This is a genomic window from Nostoc sp. (assembly GCF_036917515.1).
In the GTDB taxonomy this organism is placed as follows: Bacteria; Cyanobacteriota; Cyanobacteriia; order Cyanobacteriales; family Nostocaceae; genus Nostoc.
In genome coordinates, this window is sequence record NZ_JBALDE010000142.1 from 1 (window position 1) to 17,683 (window position 17,683).

Annotated in this window: 16 protein-coding genes; 11 read left to right on the forward strand and 5 right to left on the reverse strand. The window is 39.4% G+C overall.

Translation table 11 applies throughout. From position 1 onward, the window contains the following. Positions 1 to 172 precede the first annotated feature (172 nt). The 3 genes from V7K89_RS18490 (at position 173) to V7K89_RS18500 (ending at position 1,723) form a co-directional block, all read left to right on the forward strand. On the forward strand, positions 173 to 490 hold the full coding sequence (locus tag V7K89_RS18490; protein ID WP_335189585.1) for a 2TM domain-containing protein: 318 nt from the start codon (positions 173 to 175) through the stop codon (positions 488 to 490). 309 nt (positions 491 to 799) lie between these two features. Then, the gene (locus tag V7K89_RS18495) at positions 800 to 1,123 is read left to right on the forward strand and encodes a phasin family protein (RefSeq protein WP_094352173.1); all 324 of its coding nucleotides are present in this window, start codon (positions 800 to 802) and stop codon (positions 1,121 to 1,123) included. Between the two features lie 78 nt (positions 1,124 to 1,201). Beyond that, entirely contained in the window at positions 1,202 to 1,723 is a 522-nt protein-coding gene (locus tag V7K89_RS18500) for an FKBP-type peptidyl-prolyl cis-trans isomerase (protein WP_335189588.1), read from the forward strand. A 96-nt stretch (positions 1,724 to 1,819) separates the two neighbouring features. Here V7K89_RS18500 and dnaB read toward each other — a convergent pair whose 3' ends face one another. The 3 genes from dnaB to gloB form a co-directional block, all read right to left on the reverse strand. Continuing rightward, on the reverse strand, positions 1,820 to 3,163 hold the full coding sequence (dnaB, locus tag V7K89_RS18505; RefSeq protein WP_335189590.1) for a replicative DNA helicase: 1,344 nt from the start codon (positions 3,161 to 3,163) through the stop codon (positions 1,820 to 1,822). 94 nt (positions 3,164 to 3,257) lie between these two features. Next, complete coding sequence (gene rplI, locus V7K89_RS18510) at positions 3,258 to 3,716, reverse strand: 50S ribosomal protein L9 (RefSeq protein WP_335189633.1); 459 nt, start codon at positions 3,714 to 3,716, stop codon at positions 3,258 to 3,260. A gap of 364 nt (positions 3,717 to 4,080) precedes the next feature. Then, a complete protein-coding gene (gloB, locus tag V7K89_RS18515; protein ID WP_335189592.1) occupies positions 4,081 to 4,854 on the reverse strand; it encodes a hydroxyacylglutathione hydrolase in 774 nt (257 codons plus the stop codon). Between the two features lie 414 nt (positions 4,855 to 5,268). Between gloB and V7K89_RS18520 the strand changes: the two genes are divergently transcribed. From V7K89_RS18520 to V7K89_RS18555, 8 genes are all read left to right on the forward strand, one after another. Next, positions 5,269 to 6,627 carry a glycosyltransferase gene (locus V7K89_RS18520; RefSeq protein ID WP_335189594.1) on the forward strand — a complete coding sequence of 453 codons (1,359 nt, stop codon included), beginning with the start codon at positions 5,269 to 5,271 and terminating at the stop codon, positions 6,625 to 6,627. A 21-nt stretch (positions 6,628 to 6,648) separates the two neighbouring features. Next, positions 6,649 to 7,821, forward strand: coding sequence for a glycosyltransferase family 4 protein (locus tag V7K89_RS18525; RefSeq protein WP_335189596.1), 1,173 nt, complete (start codon positions 6,649 to 6,651; stop codon positions 7,819 to 7,821). Positions 7,822 to 7,914: 93 nt separating this feature from the next. Beyond that, positions 7,915 to 10,152 carry an ATP-binding cassette domain-containing protein gene (locus V7K89_RS18530; protein WP_335189598.1) on the forward strand — a complete coding sequence of 746 codons (2,238 nt, stop codon included), beginning with the start codon at positions 7,915 to 7,917 and terminating at the stop codon, positions 10,150 to 10,152. Positions 10,153 to 10,218: 66 nt separating this feature from the next. Next, positions 10,219 to 11,433 (forward strand): glycosyltransferase family 4 protein, encoded by a 1,215-nt coding sequence (locus tag V7K89_RS18535; protein WP_335189600.1) that lies wholly within the window; start codon positions 10,219 to 10,221, stop codon positions 11,431 to 11,433. A 43-nt stretch (positions 11,434 to 11,476) separates the two neighbouring features. Further along, the gene (locus tag V7K89_RS18540; protein ID WP_335189602.1) at positions 11,477 to 12,436 is read left to right on the forward strand and encodes a glycosyltransferase family 10 domain-containing protein; all 960 of its coding nucleotides are present in this window, start codon (positions 11,477 to 11,479) and stop codon (positions 12,434 to 12,436) included. Positions 12,437 to 12,439: 3 nt separating this feature from the next. Next, positions 12,440 to 13,420 carry an Npun_R2821/Npun_R2822 family protein gene (locus V7K89_RS18545; RefSeq protein ID WP_335189604.1) on the forward strand — a complete coding sequence of 327 codons (981 nt, stop codon included), beginning with the start codon at positions 12,440 to 12,442 and terminating at the stop codon, positions 13,418 to 13,420. A 3-nt stretch (positions 13,421 to 13,423) separates the two neighbouring features. Next, entirely contained in the window at positions 13,424 to 14,314 is an 891-nt protein-coding gene (locus V7K89_RS18550; RefSeq protein ID WP_335189606.1) for an Npun_R2821/Npun_R2822 family protein, read from the forward strand. Positions 14,315 to 14,330: 16 nt separating this feature from the next. Further along, positions 14,331 to 15,359, forward strand: coding sequence for an Npun_R2821/Npun_R2822 family protein (locus tag V7K89_RS18555; RefSeq protein WP_335189608.1), 1,029 nt, complete (start codon positions 14,331 to 14,333; stop codon positions 15,357 to 15,359). Positions 15,360 to 15,417: 58 nt separating this feature from the next. Here V7K89_RS18555 and V7K89_RS18560 read toward each other — a convergent pair whose 3' ends face one another. Together V7K89_RS18560 and V7K89_RS18565 are read right to left on the reverse strand one after the other, a co-directional pair. Next, a complete protein-coding gene (locus tag V7K89_RS18560) occupies positions 15,418 to 15,792 on the reverse strand; it encodes a hypothetical protein (RefSeq protein WP_104906063.1) in 375 nt (124 codons plus the stop codon). A 32-nt stretch (positions 15,793 to 15,824) separates the two neighbouring features. After that, complete coding sequence (locus V7K89_RS18565; protein ID WP_335189610.1) at positions 15,825 to 17,546, reverse strand: ABC1 kinase family protein; 1,722 nt, start codon at positions 17,544 to 17,546, stop codon at positions 15,825 to 15,827. Positions 17,547 to 17,683: the final 137 nt, after the last annotated feature.

Below are 17,683 nucleotides of genomic sequence, written 5' to 3' on the forward strand. Positions count from 1 at the left end.
TCATTTGCTCACAAGGTGCTGATATCTTCAATCTTTCAGCTTAAGCCTTGTGAGTTTTCTTACAATAGCCCCTCACTTTTAAAACATCCTCTCAGAAGATGTCCAACAAATCCTACAAAAAGCACTCACTCGTAAACAGGAAAGTGAATTTTCACGAGAACAGCTTTTAGAAATGGCATCTGAGTTAGGTATTTCTTCTAAGATTTTGGAAACAACTGAACAAAAGTGGTTGGCTCAACAAGAAGAGGAACGTTCGCGACACACATTTAATACTTTCCGACGTAGAGCCTTTTGGACACACTTTGTTTCTTTCATAGCGGTGAACTTATTCCTTATTCTCTTAAATTTAATCACTAGTCCTAGTTATTTTTGGGCTATTTTCCCAATATTAGGATGGGGGTTAGGATTATTTTTTCATTGGTGGAGTGTTTATCAGAGTAAATCAGAGGATTACGAGATCGCTTTTCAGAAATGGCGTACACAAATTTAACTTCTCTTTTGACGATAAATCCTGGATATTCAGCACTGTCTAGATAAAATCTTCCCGTGAACTACTCACATTCACCACAAAGGATGAGTGTGAGTTTTGTAATTTAGAGGGAATCTCCTTTGACATCGCAAAAATAGGTAAATTTGGGCAACCTTAAACTTGAGAAGTTCTATAATCACGTCCTTTGATCTTTGTGCTTGCCAATTTGCCAAAATAGAGCTGTAGGCTAGAATAACTACGTTTTAAGAAGCTTGATTGCCTACACTCAGGAGCAAGGGTCGGCTGGTTAATAAGTAAGAGGAAGGGAGTATGGACAACAACAACTGGTTGCAACAGTTAATGATGGTGGGTCTTGGCACAACCTCTATAGTCGCAGAAAAACTGCGGCAAGTCAGCGATGATTTAGTTAAAGATGGCAAACTCAATCCTGAGCAAGCCAAGGCGGTAATAGATGATATTGCCCAGCAGTTAAAGTCGGAACAGGGAAACTTCGATGTCCAAATGCAACGGCAAATGCGAAATATGATGCAGGATTTGGGGGTGGCTCGTCAGTCAGAAGTGGACGAACTGAGGGGTAGAATAGACCGTTTAGAGCGTCAATTACGCGATTTAGAAAATAAGCTTTGGCGTTAGAATGCCCTTTCTGATTTAAACTAAATGTGTCCTGTTGGTAATCTTTTTGCCAGGATACCTAAGTAAGGAGAACTGATTTTGAAACCAATTTTCCTCAGCGTGGCTTTCATGCTGGTGTGTGTTGTGCTTTTGGTTGTGGGGCAAGTAAGCAGTAAACAGAATACTGCCATTGCTGCCGAGTTAACCCAAACGCCACCAGCGTCCACAACTGTAACTGAAAACAATATCTTAATTGCGAGTAATACTATGTCTGATGCTAATGCCATAACCACTCCCTCTGGATTAAAGTATGTGGAGTTAAAAGAGGGGACTGGAGCGACTCCTAAACCTGGACAAACGGTTGAAGTTCACTATGTGGGCACTTTAGAAGATGGTACTAAGTTTGATAGTTCACGCGATCGCGGCCAACCCTTCAGCTTTAAAATCGGTGCTGGACAGGTAATCAAAGGTTGGGATGAAGGACTTAGCACCATGAAAGTAGGCGGTCGTCGTCAGTTAATCATCCCCCCAGAGTTAGGCTACGGCGCTCGTGGTGCTGGTGGCGTGATTCCACCCAATGCAACTCTAATCTTTGATGTGGAATTGCTAGGAGTTAGGTAAAAACTAGGGCATTGGGCATTGAGCATTGGGCATTGGGCATTGGGCATTGGGCATTGACTTCTCCCAGTCTCCCATCCCCAGTCCCCAATTCAATGGCTAAATTTTTAAATTTTGAAACTTTGTAAATTGTGGATTAAACAAAAGTTTCGCAGTACCTGTAGGCCCATTGCGGTGTTTAGCTATAATCACTTCTGCAATCCCGCGATCGGGAGTATCGGGAGAGTAATATTCATCGCGGTATAACATTATTACTAAATCGGCATCTTGTTCAATACTTCCACTTTCTCTCAAATCAGATAACATTGGGCGTTTGTTAGTACGTGCTTCCACTCCTCGACTCAACTGAGATAAGGCAATTACTGGTACAGATAATTCCCGTGCTAAACCTTTGAGTTGACGCGTAATTTTTGATAATTCTTGGACGCGATTATCACCTGCTCCTTCCATCAATTGCAAGTAATCTATTACAATTAATCCTAATTCAGTTCCTATTTCAGCTTGTAGTCTTCTTGACTGACTACGCATTTGTGTAACTGTAATATTCGGCGTGTCATCAATATAAATTGGCATCTCGGAAAGGATACCAATAGCACGGCTTAAAGGTTCCCACTGTGTTTGACTGAGGCGACCGGTTCGCAAATAACTACTTTCAATTTGCGCTTCACTAGCTAATAAACGTTGCGTCAGTTGCTCTTTTGACATTTCCAAGCTGAAAAAAGCAACTGGCAACTTATAAGAAGCGGCAATATTATGAGCAAGATTTAAGCAAAATGCAGTTTTCCCCATTGATGGCCTACCAGCGACAATAATCAAATCAGAACGTTGAAAGCCGCTGGTCATCGCATCTAAATCGTAAAATCCGCAGGGAATTCCAGGTAAAGCAATACCTTGATTTCTATCTTCAATATCCTGGAAATTATTAATTAAAGTATCAGAAATGTGGACTAAACCCGATTGGGGACGCTCTTGAGTAACACCAAATACTTTCTGTTCTGCTTGGTCTAAAACCTGTGGTAACTCGGTTTCTGTTTCGTAACCAAGATGTACAATTTCATTGCCAGCTTTAATTAACTGTCGCCGCAGGTATTTTTCCATGACTAACCCTGCTAAGGCGTCGATGTTCACTGCTGACACTGTACGGTCTACCAGAGTTGCTAATTTATTTCTACCACCAATCCGGGCAAGCAAATCATGGTCAGTCAGCCAACTGGTGACAGAGAGTAAATCTGTGGGTTTACCTTGAGTGTGGAGCCTCACAGCTGCTTGATAAATATTTTTGTGAGCGCTAATGTAAAAAGCTTCGGGAAGGAGGCGATCGCTAACTCGACTAATCGCTTCTGGATCTAGCAAAATACCCCCCAAAATCGCTTCTTCCGCCTCAATATTTTGTGGTGGGAGGCGATCGCTACCTAGCCCTTGAAAACTCAATTCTTCAGCCATAAACGATTTTAATTTTGAGATTTTGCTAAAGATGCGATTAATCGCGTCTTTTGCTAGAGACTCATCCCCCTCATCCCTGTGTCTCCCTTCTGAGTTAGCTAGCGACTACTTGAATATCAACTTGCGCCGCTACTTCCGAATGCAGCTTGATTTCGGCTTGATAAGTACCAAGGTGGTTAATATCAGGGATGGTAATTCCACGCCGATCGATTTCCTGACCAATGGCTGCCTTAATTGCGTCTGCAACATCTTGGCTGGTGATAGTACCGAAAATTGCTTCATTTTCACCAACTTGCTTGGCAATTGTCAAGCTTCCAACTTTTTCTAAAGATTCTTTTTGCTCAAGAGCTTGTTGTCTAAGTTCTAATTGCCGTTGACGCTCTTGCTCGCGACGGCGTTCTACTTGCTTGAGAATTCCAGGAGTAGCATTGGTTGCCAATTTCTGGGGAATCAGATAGTTACGAGCGTAGCCAGGAGCTACTTCCACTAAGTCGCCAGATTTCCCCAGCTTGCTGATATCCTGATTTAAAACTAACTGCACGCGTTTCGCCATCGTTTTTGGTTTTTCCTGTAAAATCTGATTAATTTGAGTGGGTTTGGGCAGCATAGCTCACTAAAACAGTGCTGTTAGCAGTAGCATAGGTTGAGCCAGTGCTGAGTAAAGAGTCCTGAATCACGAGTGTTTTTTCAGAACTTAGAACTGCTGAAATGAGTATATTGTCCCAAGTAGCTTTGCCCATACCCTAAAGCTTACAGATCCTAGCGAAAGAAAGGGTGCGATCGCAACTATTAGCGCTAGAAAGTTAGAGGAATGGGAGCAGGGGAGCAGGGGAGCAAGGGAGAATAATCAATACCCAATGCCCAATGCCCAATCCCCAATGCCCAATCCCCAATGCCCAATCCCCAATGCCCAATACCTAAAAGTTATTTTTCATTTCTCGTATCCGCGCAAAAGTTTGCACTCCATCGCTACCTTTAACAGTTGATTGTAATGATGGCTGATCCCAACGTAAAAAGGGATTGGTTCGCTTTTCCATTCCCAGCAGCGAGGGGATAGTAGCTTCTCCTCGACTACGATCATTTTTCACTTCATTGAAGCGTTTTTGTAAGTCGGCATTATCGCCATCCACAGTTATGGCAAATTGCAAATTTTTTAAAGTGTATTCGTGGGCACACCAGATACGTGTATCATCTGGTAGAGAGCGCAGTTTGGTTAAGGAGTCTACCATTTGAGTTGGTGTTCCTTCAAACAAGCGACCGCAGCCGCCAGAAAATAAGGTATCGCCGCAAAATAAATCGCCTGTCTCACCAGATTTTTCCGGGGGAAAGTAGTAAGCGATATGAGCACGGGTATGTCCGGGAACAAAAATAACTTCAGCTATGCGGCCTGCAAACTCAACGCGATCGCCTTCTTGCAAAAACACCTGCTGTCCCGGAATTCGCCCGCGATCTTCGACGCCACCGTAGACTTTTAGTTGCGGGAAGTGTTCTATTAATTGCTGATTGCCGCCTACATGGTCATTGTGGTGGTGTGTGTTGAAAATCGCTACTAACTTAGCTTTTAACTGTGCAAGTTGCTTTAGTACTGGTTCAGCCTTTGCTGGATCAACAACAGCAGCAATTTGTTGCTGGCGATCTACCAGCAAAAATATGTAATTATCTGAAAGTGCCTCAAGCCTGATTACTTGCATTACTTAATATCTCCCTTTCAAGTAAATACTTTGGAATTTATCAGCAATCTTAAATATCTCAGTGAGAAAAGGTTGAGAAACTCCATGAGTACTATGATAGTATACAACCGTAATAATACTTAAAACTATGCTAAGTAACTATAAATTATGATCTGGGCGTATCAGTAAAATTTCTCTGGAAGGAAATGTAAAAGCTAAGTTAGATTTATTCTGTTATTTTTGCCCTAAATTATCTTATTTACTCAAAAACCCAAAATCAGTAATCAAAAAATTCGTACATACTTATTAACTCTTAGTACAAAATTTTATAGATTCACTTCCGGTTATTGATAAAAGATAGATGTTAATAATGAAAAATAGAACAATCATTTTAAAAAAAATGAGCTTTCCAATTTTTTCTTTGCAGGTTCATAGATGAAGCTAATCCATACAACTAGCTGGTATTTTCCAGATTCATCAGGTGGTGTTGAAGTATATTTAGATTCACTACTGCATGGCTTACAAGTACATGGACTCGAAAGTATTATTGCTGCTCCTCAACAAGGTACAGAAGAAGATACCTACGAATATAATGGTATATCAGTTTATCGTTATCCTGTTTTTCCTAACCCCAGTAAGATACAGGTACACAAACAGCTACCCCACGGAGGCTTTAAAACTTTTGCTAATTGGCTAGAAAACAATCGAGCCGATGTATACCATCAACATTCATGGCGATTTGACTGCGGTTTACATCATCTTGCTCTCGCCCGCCAGTTAGGGATGGCTACTGTTGTCACCGTCCACATGCCTGAGCCTATATGTCTGCGTGGTACAATGATGCGCTGGGACAAAGAACCTTGCGATGGGCTGATTGACTCTGTTAATTGTAGTCAATGTTTGGGAGTACCAAAGCAAGTAGTACCTTGGATGCTCAAGACTTTAAGCCGAGTTCCCTTGGATGTTGGGGTAGCAGCAGAAACAAAATTACTTACCTCTAAAAATTTCAAGCTACGCCTACTTGGTAAAACTTTTGGCATTCCTACTCTAGTGTCTCAACATAGACGCAATTTGATGCAACTAGCAAAACTAGCCGATCGCATTGTTGTAACGAGTAATTGGCAATACAATGCTTTTGTTGCAAACAATGTTCCTCCCGAAAAACTTACTGTCTGTCGGCAAGGTGTTGCTAACACTTTCAAACGCGAAGTCACACCAAAACTACAAAATATATTAAAAATCGGCTTTTTGGGTCGCTGGCAAGAAACTAAAGGGGTACAAGTCTTAGTAGAAGCGGTACATAGTCTACCGAATGATGTATCTGTAGAGTTAATTATTCATGCTACTCATCCGGGAAAATACGGTGTTGCCAATCGTGAAAAAGTTATGGCGATCGCGAGCAGCGATCGCCGGATTCGGATTGCTGAACCACTTTCACGCGAAGCAGTACCAGACGCATTAGCAGGTTTCGATATCCTAGCCATACCGTCGCAGTGGTTAGAAACTGGGCCTATAGTTGCTTTAGAAGCACAAGCTATGGGTATTCCCGTACTCGGTTCAAATTTAGGAGGAATTGCTGAGTTAGTCCGTCACGGCATTGATGGTTGGTTAGTTCCAGCAAAAGATGTCCAAGCATGGGCTGAAGCGATCGCTACTTTAGCCAAAGACGCCGATTTGCTAGCTAAATTACGTCAAGGTATCCAGCTAGTACGTACAATGGATACTGTTGCTTCAGAGATGCTGACACTTTACCAAGAAATCTTAAAAATTTCTCAAAAAAACTTTGTATATTGATGGACTGATACCTAATTTATTATGAATAAACAAAATAAAAAATTAAAGGTTTCAATCCTCACGCCTAACTTTTCTAAAGGTGGAATCGATAGAGCATATTTGCTAAGTCAAATTTTTAAAAAATTAAATTATGAAGTAGAAGTATTAGGATTTTTATTTGGAAAAAATATTTATCCAGAGCCACCATCTGATTTAGCAATTTTCTGTCTACCAGGCTGCGATTATCCCCAATTGTTCGGTTCTGTCAGGCAAATTTTAAATAAGATAGATGGAGATATTATCTGCGCTGTTAAACCAAAACCTACAAGCTATGGTGTAGCTTTAATTAACAAAATCCGCAGCCATAGACCAGTGATTTTAGATATTGATGATTGGGAATTAAGTTGGTATGGCGGCGATGAGTGGCAGTATCGCCCTAATTTGAAACAGCTAGCTAGAGAACTTCTAAAAAAAGAAGGTGCTTTAAGGAATCCAAACCATCCACTTTACTTAAAGTGGATGGAGTCATTAATCAATCATGCCGACGCTATTACAGCAGATACTCAATTCTTGCTGAATCGTTTTGGTGGTGTTTATATACCCAATGGCAAAGATACTTGCTTGTTTGATCCCCAAAAGTACGATCCGCAAATCAGTCGCCAAAAATATGGTTTAGCTGAATACCGCATTCTCATGTTCCCTGGTGCGCCTCGACCGCACAAGGGTCTAGAGGATGTTTTAATAGCACTTGACCAGTTACAAGAATCTGACTTCAGGCTAGTGATTGTTGGTGGTAATCCTTACGATAACTATGATGAACAGTTGATTGAGCGCTGGGGACAGTGGATTATTATGCTGCCTCAAACGTCAATAGAACAAATGCCGGAAGTCGTGGCTGCGGCCCATATTGTAGTAGTTCCGCAACGAGATACATCTGTGGCAAGGGCACAATTTCCGATTAAACTCATGGATGGTATGGCAATGGCAAAGCCAGTTTTAGCAACACGAGTAGGAGATATTCCGGAAATTTTAAATGAAGTTGGTTATTTAGTCGATCCAGCCTCTCCAGAACAAATTGCAGAACAAATTAAATTAATATTTCAGGATTTAGAAACAGCTAATGAAATAGGTAAAAAAGCGAGATATAGATGTTTAGAAAAATATAGTGTAGAGAAAATGGCATCTACTATGGAGTCAGTAATTGCCCATTTATAACCAGTAAATTGATATTGAGGAATTAAAACAATTAATTAAAGCATTAATTTATAAATTGGGTTAATACTAAGTAAATCATGATGATAAAAACCAATGTCTAAAGGTCAACTAATCTTAAGATTCGCCAAACCCTATCCAGGTTTAATTATCCTAACGATGCTGTTAGGATTTTCTGGTGCTTTATTTAATGGTGTCGGTGTAACTTTGATTGTGCCAGTAATTTTGAGAATTGTCGGACAACCAGTAGATTTAACTGGCTTTCCTCCGATTCTCAAAGCTGTAATGTTTCCATTTGATAATCTTCCCGAAAATACTCGTAATTTGGGAATGGCTGGAACAATTATATTTATAATTTTCTTAAAAAACTTATCGAGTTATTTTAGTATTTTAACATCGAGTGTTTTCACTCGGAGATTAAATGCGGATATTCGCGAAGCTAGTTTAGAGTTATTGCTAGATATTGATATAGACTATTATTCAAAAACGAAAGTAGGTGATATTATTAATCGCCTTGGTTCGGAAACTGCCCGCACTTCTAGTGCTATCGGTAGTATGATAAATTTAGTTATTTTAATAATAACAATTTTAGTTTTCGTTGGTTTATTATTAGCAATTTCTTGGCAGTTAACAATCGCAGCAACAATTCTATTGGGTTTTATAACATTAATCAATCAATACACAATTAGTAGAGCGAAAAAATTTGGTCAACAACTATCAGAAATGTCTACATCTTATTCCATCAGTGTTTTAGAAACATTGAATGGAATTCGTTTGGTAAAGTCAACTGCCAATGAAGACAGAGAATATCAAAAAATTACCAAATTAATCCGCGATCGCGAAAAAGCAGATTTTGAATCTCAGGTAAATTCACAAGCGATCGGGCCGATAAGTGAGGTGATGGGAGTTATAGCCTTACTTATGATTGTATTCTTAAGTAAAACTTTCTTTGCCAACCAGATTTCTTTCATTTCAACGGTACTACTGACATATTTATTAGTATTACTGCGACTGTTGCCTTTGGTCTCTCAGTTAAATAGTCTTCGTAGCAGCTTTGCCAATAGTGCTACTAGCGTAGAAATAGTGAGTGAGTTTTTAAGTCGCGATCGCAAGCCATTTATGAAAAATGGTAATGCGATCTACACAAACTTAAAAGAAGGAATACGCTTTAATTTACTTTCCTTTGCCTACCCCAGTCATGAAAAGTTAGTACTCAAAGATGTAAATTTATTTTTACCCCGTGGTACAACTCTCGCTCTGGTAGGTGGTTCTGGTGCTGGTAAGTCTACCTTGGCTGACCTTTTACCCAGATTTTACGATCCGACATCTGGTAGTATCTCTATCGATGGCAAAGACCTGCGTGATTTTGATATCAAATCTCTCAGAACCAACATGGGAATTGTCAGTCAAGATACATTTCTCTTTAATGACTCGGTGCGAAATAACATTGCTTATGGAAGACCGGAAGCTACTGAAGATGAAATTATCTCAGCAGCAAAACGGGCAAATGCTTATGAATTTATTGATAAATTATCTCAAGGATTTGACAGTCAAATTGGCGATCGCGGCGTCATGTTGTCTGGTGGACAAAGGCAAAGATTAGCGATCGCTCGCGCCCTGCTGCAAAATCCAGAAATTTTGATTTTAGATGAAGCCACCAGCGCTTTAGATACCGTTTCCGAACGTTTAGTACAAGCTGCACTCGACGACTTAAGTCGCGATCGCACAACTCTTGTAATAGCTCACCGCCTTTCCACAGTCCAAAAAGCCGATCAAATTGCCGTATTAGATCAAGGACAGGTGGTAGAAGTGGGAACCCATGAAACACTTTTACAAAAAGGGGGTTATTACTCACGCCTCTACTCAATGCAATTTGCCGCTCAGACTGAAACTTCCACCAACACTAATCCTAGCTTTAACCGCATTTCTCACGAACTGCGTACAAGGCTTAACTCAATGATTGGTTTCCTGGGACTATTAGTTGACGATTTAGTAGACAATTCCCAAGAACGGCAGGAATTAATTGACCAATCATATAACTCAGCCTTAAGAGTTCTCAACGCCATCGATCTCTTCAGCGATGTGGTTAACCTGAAAATTAACTGGCAGTTATCCTCAGATATAGACCAAAATCAAGATGAAAATAATCAGTATCAATTTAGCCATATTTCGGATGAGTTTCGCACGCGTCTCTATCCTCTGATTAGCTCTCTGCGCTTGCTAGTCGATAAATTAGAATCCGAACCCCAAAAACAAAATCTATTAATTACAGAATCTTATCAATCTACTATTTACCTATTAGATGTATTAAAAGTTTTTGAAAATAAAATTTAATTTTAGTTAATGTCAGGAACAAAAATACTTATACGACAATCTTAAAAAAAACTATCATCCAAATAAATGATAAATTCTTCCAATAAAAATCAATATATTTTTTACACCGGAGAGCTATCATTCAAGCCGGACACAGCACACGAAATTCATGATGTTCTTTGTGCCAACGCAGCAGCTAACTTAGGCTACTCCTCAGTTTTAATTTATCCAGATAAAAATTCTTCTGTTAATTTACTATCGTTAATTTATCCTTATCAACCCAAAAAACCCGGCAAAGAATTTATTGAATTTTACGATGTGCAAGAAAAGCTTAAAGTGGCGGCATTACCAATGCCTTGGCCTATTGATAAAATAGGTGGTAAATTTACTAACTCTAGTACAGTAGTAACCAAATATTATTTCCCAGTTCATATTTTACCTCATACTAAAGTTGTCCATACACGAGATTGGAACTTTGTTAAAGCCGCAGTCAAAAATAAAGTTCCGACAATTTATGAACGTCACTACTTTCAAGACCGAAAATTTGAGCAAGAAATTGTCCACAGTCCCTATTTTCAAATAGCTATAACTCAGTCAGAACCCATCCGGCAAAGCCTAATAGAAAATGGAATGCCACCGGAAAAAGTAGTTTGGCTACATAACGGATTCAATCAATCATTTTCAATCAGACAGCCCGAAGCAGCTGAAAAGTGGCGGCAAGAATTGCTGATAAATGGACGTAAGCATTTAGTTGTCTATTCAGGCGCTTTGTATCCTTTCAAAGGAGTCGATCTCTTAATTGATTCTGCTAAAGAATTACCAGAAATTCAGTTTGTAATCACCGGAGGTACAGAAGCACAAGTACAAGCATATCAACAAATAACCAAAGATAAAAATGTCGAAAACGTTAAATTCTTGGGCTGGATACTTCCACGGGAACGATTAGTCAGCTTGTTTCAAGCAGCTGATATTTTGGTTCATCCTCACTGCGCTGGAAAATCAGCAGATTTCACGAATCCAGTTAAGTTTTTTCAGTACATGGCTGCTGGCACTCCTATCGTTGTAACTGAGATTCCACCTTTAATGGAATTCAAAACATCACCTTTGATTGCCAGTTGGTGTACACCAGATAACCCGCATAAACTTGCCCAATCTATTCAACATACGTTAGAAACTTATCCCAGAAAAATAGAGGGTTATGCAGCTAGTATAGATTTTGCCCAGCAATTTTCTTGGGAGAATAGAATTACTAAAATATTAAGCTATCTAGAAGAAGAATGCCGTCCACCAATTTTAAGGTAATGGTACAAAAATTAACTAAAAAATAACCGAATAAATACGATTTATGACTATTAAAACTATTGGGATGATTAGCAGCTATTCAGGTCTTGCTAAAAACAAAGATTGGTTATGGCAACAAACTCCGCACTACTTTGGTGTTTGGAAGAACATTCAAATGTTGAAAATGGCACAAAAGCCAGACTTTATGTTGCTATATCAATTTGATTTTCCTCAAGCATCGCCGCAAAAATCTTGGTTAGATAGTTTTCGCAAACAGCAGCAAAACCCAGTAGTAAATGTTGAATCTCTACTGCGTGGTGTCAACAAAGAGCGAATTATTTATTTGCTCAGAGAACCGCCTTTAGATGAGATTGTAAAAATAACTAATTATAATTATCAAGAAGCCCAGAAGTATTCTGGCTATGTTTCTGGTCCCGATGATTTTGCTCCCATTCCTGACTATATGCCTGCTATTTGGTATCATTCAAATTCATTTCAAGATTTGAATGAAATGCCACCGCCTCCAAAAGTTGCTCCATGTAGTTGGATTACTTCCGGAATTAGCCGCACAGTCAATCATCGCCAGCGTTTAGATTTTTTACAATCTTTGCAATCTAGTGGCATGAAATTTGATTTGTATGGGCGTAACTTACCAGAATGGGCGAACAGTTCGGGAGAACTAACTAACAAATGGTATGGCATGGCACCATACTATTACAATCTGGCAATTGAAAACTATGCTGATAATAATTGGTATGTAAGTGAGAAACTTTGGGATAGTTTACTTGCTTGGTGTTTACCAATTTACTATGGTGGCCCGGCGGCTGATAAATTATTACCACCGGGTAGTTTTTTACGGTTGCCGAGTTTAGATGAAAAAGGCATTGCCTACATCCAAGAAGTGACAGCTACACCTGATGCTTGGTATGCTGCCAAAGATGCGATCGCAGAAGCACGTCAAATCATTTTACACAAATTAAACCTGCTTAACTGGTTATCAAACTTTGTCGATCAACACTCATAAATTATGAATGGTATTTGTACCCTTGGCAATGATTATGTTTTCGATCAACTGGTGGCTTTACTCAACAGTATTGATGTTATCTTAGGTCCAGAAACTCCTGTTTGTATCTATCCTTTCGATGATAGGATACAACGGATTGCTGATGAAATAACTAAACGCCCTAATGTATTTCTTTACGATGACCAAGAATCAATCAACCGCTGGGATCAATTTATGGTTGCAGCAGCCCCAGAACGATTAAATCGGAGTAAATCCCGTCTTTATGGCGCTCACCGTCGTTTTTGCGCTTTTGATGGCCCATTCGAGAAGTTTATCTATTTAGATGCAGACACCTTGGTGATGAACTCACTCGCAGGAGTGTTTGAAAAGCTAGATAGTTATGATTTTGTGGTCTACGATTTCCAATTTATAGACGTTAGTAAAATATATAATGTTGATTCTCCCAAATTACTAAAAGTTTTTGAGCAAAAACGCATTGATTCTGAAATATTTTGCTCAGGCTTTTATGGCGCCAAACAAGGACTATTTGACTCAGAAAAAAGAGATTGGCTAATATCACATTTGCAAAATGGGGAGTCAGAAATTTTGTATGGTGGTGCTGGCGAACAACCATTAATCAACTACATGGTAATGAGGTCTAATTTTTCTATTTATAACTTTGCTTACCAACTGCCAGATAATGAAAAAACAGGATGTTCTGCTAGCTCTAAACACTTCGAGGAACGAGAACATATTCTTTACGATCGCGGTAATCGACTAACTTATCTCCATTACATTGGGATTCCTCCTAATATCAATCAAGCAGTCTGTGCTGGAGAAAATATTCAGTTTCCTTATCGAGATTTATTTCTCTATTATCGTTACTTACACGAACCTGAAAAGCGTCCAGTATTTAATAATCCTCCTAAGAATTATAATGACGCTCCAGTACCAAATTTATTTACCAGAGCTTTGCGAAAATTTAAATTAATTAATCAAGGATAATTTATGAGTAGGGGCATTTATATAGTTGCCAATGACCGCGTTATCGATAATGCTATTGCTTTACTCAATAGCATTCGTTACTCTGACCCAGAAGTTACCATTTATCTCATACCTTTTAATGACAATTACCACAAAGTAGCAGAACAGCTTGCTACCTTACACAACGTCCAAATTTTCCCAGATTTAGAACTTATTGATACCTTTACCAAACGCATCGGAGAAATTTTTGACCGAGATTTCCTCGCCTTACCCAACAAAATGCGTAAATTGGTGGCGTGGTTTGGGCCTTTAGATGAATTTATTTATATTGATACAGATATTGTCGTTTTTGAAAAAATTGCTGACAATTTAGACAAACTATCAGAAGTCGATTTCTTCTGCTGTGATTACCATCATGCTAATGACAAGCTGCGAAATATTTTTTCCCCATTTGTGAAAGAGCAGCAAATTTTTTCCGATGCCCAACTTCAAGATGTTTTCAACAGTGGTTTTTGGGCTTCGAGAAAAGGAATTATTACCGAACAACAAATGGATCAAGCTCTACGTGAGTGTGCAGCACATCGCGAATATTTTGATTTTTCTGAAGGAGTTACAGACCAACCAATTTTAAATTATCTTGTTCTCAAACTAATTTCCAAACGTGGAAATCTCGTTAAAATTCCTGGGGGAGGGCCTGGTAGTTGGGCAGGTTCGCAAAATTTTAAACAGCAAGATTACGCCCTATATGACCGAGGACAACGACTAAAATATCTCCACTGGGCTGGTACGCGGATGAAAACTGGTAGTCCCTATTGGCAATTGTGGGAACACTATCGCTATCTTCATGAGGGTAAATTTGCCTTTATTCCCAAACTGACTCGCCGTTTATTTCCCTTTGTTTCTGCGCGTACTTAATATTAGGAGTATCCCAATGATAGATGGTATTTACACCTTAGCGAATGATGTTGTCTACGATCAACTAGTTGCTTTGCTCAATAGCATAGAAGCTAATGCTGATAGAAAAATTCCTGTTTGTGTAATTCCATATAATGACCAGCTAGAGAAAGTAAAAGCAGAAATTGCATCTAGAGATAATGTTACTTTATTTGAAAATTCTGATTCCATAGCCTATTGGGAAGAATTTGGCTCTCGTATCTGGAAAGCTCATCCAAGGGCGTTAAAGCTATGGCGAGAATATGGTTTGCCAGAGAATTATCGCATAGAAAGACATCGAAAACTTTGCTGTCTAGATGGCCCATTTGACAAGTTTATCTTCTTTGATGGAGATACCTTATTGATGAAATCACTCGATGATGTTTATCAAAAGCTGGATGAATATGATTGGATTACAAATGACTTTCAATATAGATCCGATTTGAATTATATTTTCAACTGGACAGAAGATAAGCTAGCAAAGATTTTTTCTAGAGAAGATATTAGGAATCAAATTTTTTGTTCTGGTTGGTTTGCTTCTAAAAAGGGTGTTTTTAACGACACTAATTTAGCAAATCTACTAGCAAACTTAGAAGCAGGTGAAGCTGATGCACTCGCATGGGCAGATTCCGATCAAACAGTTCTCAACTATTTAGTTTTACGTAGTGGAATTTCTTTTTATAATTACGCCTATCACGGTAAAGCTACTGGTTGCCATTGGACTTCTAAATTTGATGTTGTAGATAATATTCTTTATGACCAAGGGCAGAAATTAACATATTTACACTATATGAGTGTATCTTCCTCAGCTTTTACGAGGCTTTGTGGGGGTGAAGATGTTGATATTGCTTACCGTGATGTTTTCTTATATTATCGTTATTTAAAATCACCTGAAAAACGTCCTCAAAGCTTTAAGCGCCTAAGCAAGCTAACACTTCTGCAAAAGTCCACTACTAGCTTTATTCAACAAAAAATAAACAATATTAAGCTGAAATATCGAAATTTCAAGCATAAAATTGCTCAATAGACATTCAAGAGAGTCTAAAACTCTCTTGAATTTTAAATTATTAATTTTCTACTCTTTCTTAAGAAAAAGAATCTAAATCTAAAGATTGCATACCTTCGCGTTCTATAAAGGTCATCATACTTCCCAACTGCAACCAAACTAGCAAACAAGTAAATAGACTAATTGGTAGACCGACTCCTAAAGCCAAGGATGAGGGAAAGCCAAATATCTCTAAACCTGAAGACATAAATAGACAAGTACCGCCTGTTATGCCGATAAATGGTACAAGTAATTGTTTGAGTGAAGAACGTGGCTGAGTATTTTCTGCTCGTTCGCTTGGCCAGTTCTGCACAATTACTTTCAAAGTGCCAGATAATGCCAAACCAGATGTTAATGCAGTCAAAAAGCCAACAAGTAAAAGAAAATAAGGTGGTTGCAGAGGAAAATAGTACATGAAAACTCCTAATTTCTATTAAAGATTTTTTACTATTTATTTGTTGACTGGTTCTCAGCAAAAGATCCAAGTAATCTCGCTTTTGGGAGGATAGCGGCTACACCTTCTCTGGATAATTCTGTTAAAATCCCGATCGCTACATTTAATAAACGATCCGGTTTTAAGTCATCTTTAACCAGGTTCCACAGGCGTTGCACATCTTCGGTATGCAGTCGGTCATCTTCGGTAAGAGCAAGCACCAACTGTCGCCTCAGAAACTTGCCTTCTTCCGACATTAAGTATTGGAACCCCATCTGCGCTGTGGGTAATACATCAAAGTTGTTATCGGTACGAGCGATCGCAATTAAATTCTCTAACCGCTGCCACTGAAATTTACCATCTTTGAACAACACATTCAATAATCGTCGCCGTAATGCAGGCGATTCCCCTGTCAGCAACCGTCGTGCTATATAGGGATAACCCACTTCCACAATTTTGAAATTGGGGTTGAGGCTAAGGGCAATACCTTCTTGGGTAACTAGGGAACGAATAATCAAAGCAAACTTTGCCGGGACTCGGAAAGGATATTCGTACATCAGTTCCGAAAACTCATCGGTAATAGTTTTGAAGTTAAAATCCTTGACATTTTTCCCAATAGCGTTTCCTAGCACTGCTTCTAATGCTGGCACGATCGGGCAAATATTCGTATCTGGAGTCAGAAACCCTAATTTTACAAAGTCTTCAGCTAAGTCGGTATAGTCTTTATTTACCAAATGCACTAGCGCATCTACCAGCGTTTCTTTGGTACTTTCTTCCAACTGATCCATCATGCCGAAGTCAATATAAGCCATACGACCATCGGGTACAGCAAATAAATTGCCGGGATGAGGGTCAGCATGGAAGAAGCCATATTCTAAAAGCTGTTGCAATCCTGATGTAACGCCAATTTGGATGATTGCTTCTGGGTCTAAACCTGTTTCGCGGATGTGTTGAGTATCCGTCAGCTTAAAGCCGTTAATCCATTCTAGGGTTAAAACATGGGTATTTGTATAACGCCAGTAAATACCTGGAACTTTTACTTCTGGGTCATTGTGGAAGTTGCTAGCAAATTTCTCGGCATTGCGGCCTTCATTAATATAGTCAATTTCTTCAAATAACTTCGTGCCAAACTCGTCCACAATTAAAGTTAGGTCGTGACCGAGATTTAAAGGCAACCAAGGAGCTAGCCAACCTGCCGCCCAACGCATCAGATATAGGTCGCGTGTAATTACCGGGTGTAAGTTTGGGCGTTGCACCTTCACGGCAACTTCTTCACCGCTAACCAGCCGACCCCGATATACTTGACCCAAGCTAGCAGCAGCAACTGGGTTAGGTGACAGTTCGCTATAACTTTCGTGAATTGGACGACCTAGTTCTGTTTCGATAATCTGGTAAGCGATCGCATTATCGAAAGGTGGTAACTGGTCTTGTAACTTTATCAGCTCTTCTAAGAAATCTTTGCGTATCAGGTCTGGTCTGGTGGAGAGGGCTTGACCAACTTTAATAAAAGTCGGGCCGAGGCGGGTGAGCAGTTTTCGCAACTGGATAGCTCGTTTACCCTTGTTCTGCTCAACTCGATCTTGCCACTCGTCCCACTTCAGACTGAGTATAAATCCTGCAAAGGAGAAGATAATTCTCAGTAGTCGCCCCCAGGCTAGCCAAGGACGATAACTATAGTAGCAAGCGATCGCATCTGGATTATAGAGTTTTAGTTGAGCAGGTTGATACTGACTCACGCCTTTTTTTGCCTCTTCAACTGAAAAATTTACAATTATTGTTTTTATCCTGACTCATAAGTTAGTTGCAAATTCAGGATAGTGGTAGTCTTTTATCTAAAACAACTAGAACTCTACCCTTTAGGCATAGTGTTCGA

Excerpts from the sequence above, each read along its gene's own strand:
- V7K89_RS18540 (WP_335189602.1), top strand. The coding sequence starts at position 11,477 with ATGACTATTAAAACTATTGGGATGATTAGCAGCTATTCAGGTCTTGCT.
- V7K89_RS18550 (WP_335189606.1), top strand. The coding sequence starts at position 13,424 with ATGAGTAGGGGCATTTATATAGTTGCCAATGACCGCGTTATCGATAAT.
- V7K89_RS18545 (WP_335189604.1), top strand. The coding sequence starts at position 12,440 with ATGAATGGTATTTGTACCCTTGGCAATGATTATGTTTTCGATCAACTG.
- V7K89_RS18555 (WP_335189608.1), top strand. The coding sequence starts at position 14,331 with ATGATAGATGGTATTTACACCTTAGCGAATGATGTTGTCTACGATCAA.
- rplI (WP_335189633.1), bottom strand. The coding sequence starts at position 3,716 with ATGGCGAAACGCGTGCAGTTAGTTTTAAATCAGGATATCAGCAAGCTG.
- dnaB (WP_335189590.1), bottom strand. The coding sequence starts at position 3,163 with ATGGCTGAAGAATTGAGTTTTCAAGGGCTAGGTAGCGATCGCCTCCCA.
- V7K89_RS18535 (WP_335189600.1), top strand. The coding sequence starts at position 10,219 with ATGATAAATTCTTCCAATAAAAATCAATATATTTTTTACACCGGAGAG.
- V7K89_RS18495 (WP_094352173.1), top strand. The coding sequence starts at position 800 with ATGGACAACAACAACTGGTTGCAACAGTTAATGATGGTGGGTCTTGGC.
- V7K89_RS18490 (WP_335189585.1), top strand. The coding sequence starts at position 173 with ATGGCATCTGAGTTAGGTATTTCTTCTAAGATTTTGGAAACAACTGAA.
- V7K89_RS18520 (WP_335189594.1), top strand. The coding sequence starts at position 5,269 with ATGAAGCTAATCCATACAACTAGCTGGTATTTTCCAGATTCATCAGGT.
- V7K89_RS18525 (WP_335189596.1), top strand. The coding sequence starts at position 6,649 with ATGAATAAACAAAATAAAAAATTAAAGGTTTCAATCCTCACGCCTAAC.
- V7K89_RS18530 (WP_335189598.1), top strand. The coding sequence starts at position 7,915 with ATGTCTAAAGGTCAACTAATCTTAAGATTCGCCAAACCCTATCCAGGT.
- V7K89_RS18560 (WP_104906063.1), bottom strand. The coding sequence starts at position 15,792 with ATGTACTATTTTCCTCTGCAACCACCTTATTTTCTTTTACTTGTTGGC.
- gloB (WP_335189592.1), bottom strand. The coding sequence starts at position 4,854 with ATGCAAGTAATCAGGCTTGAGGCACTTTCAGATAATTACATATTTTTG.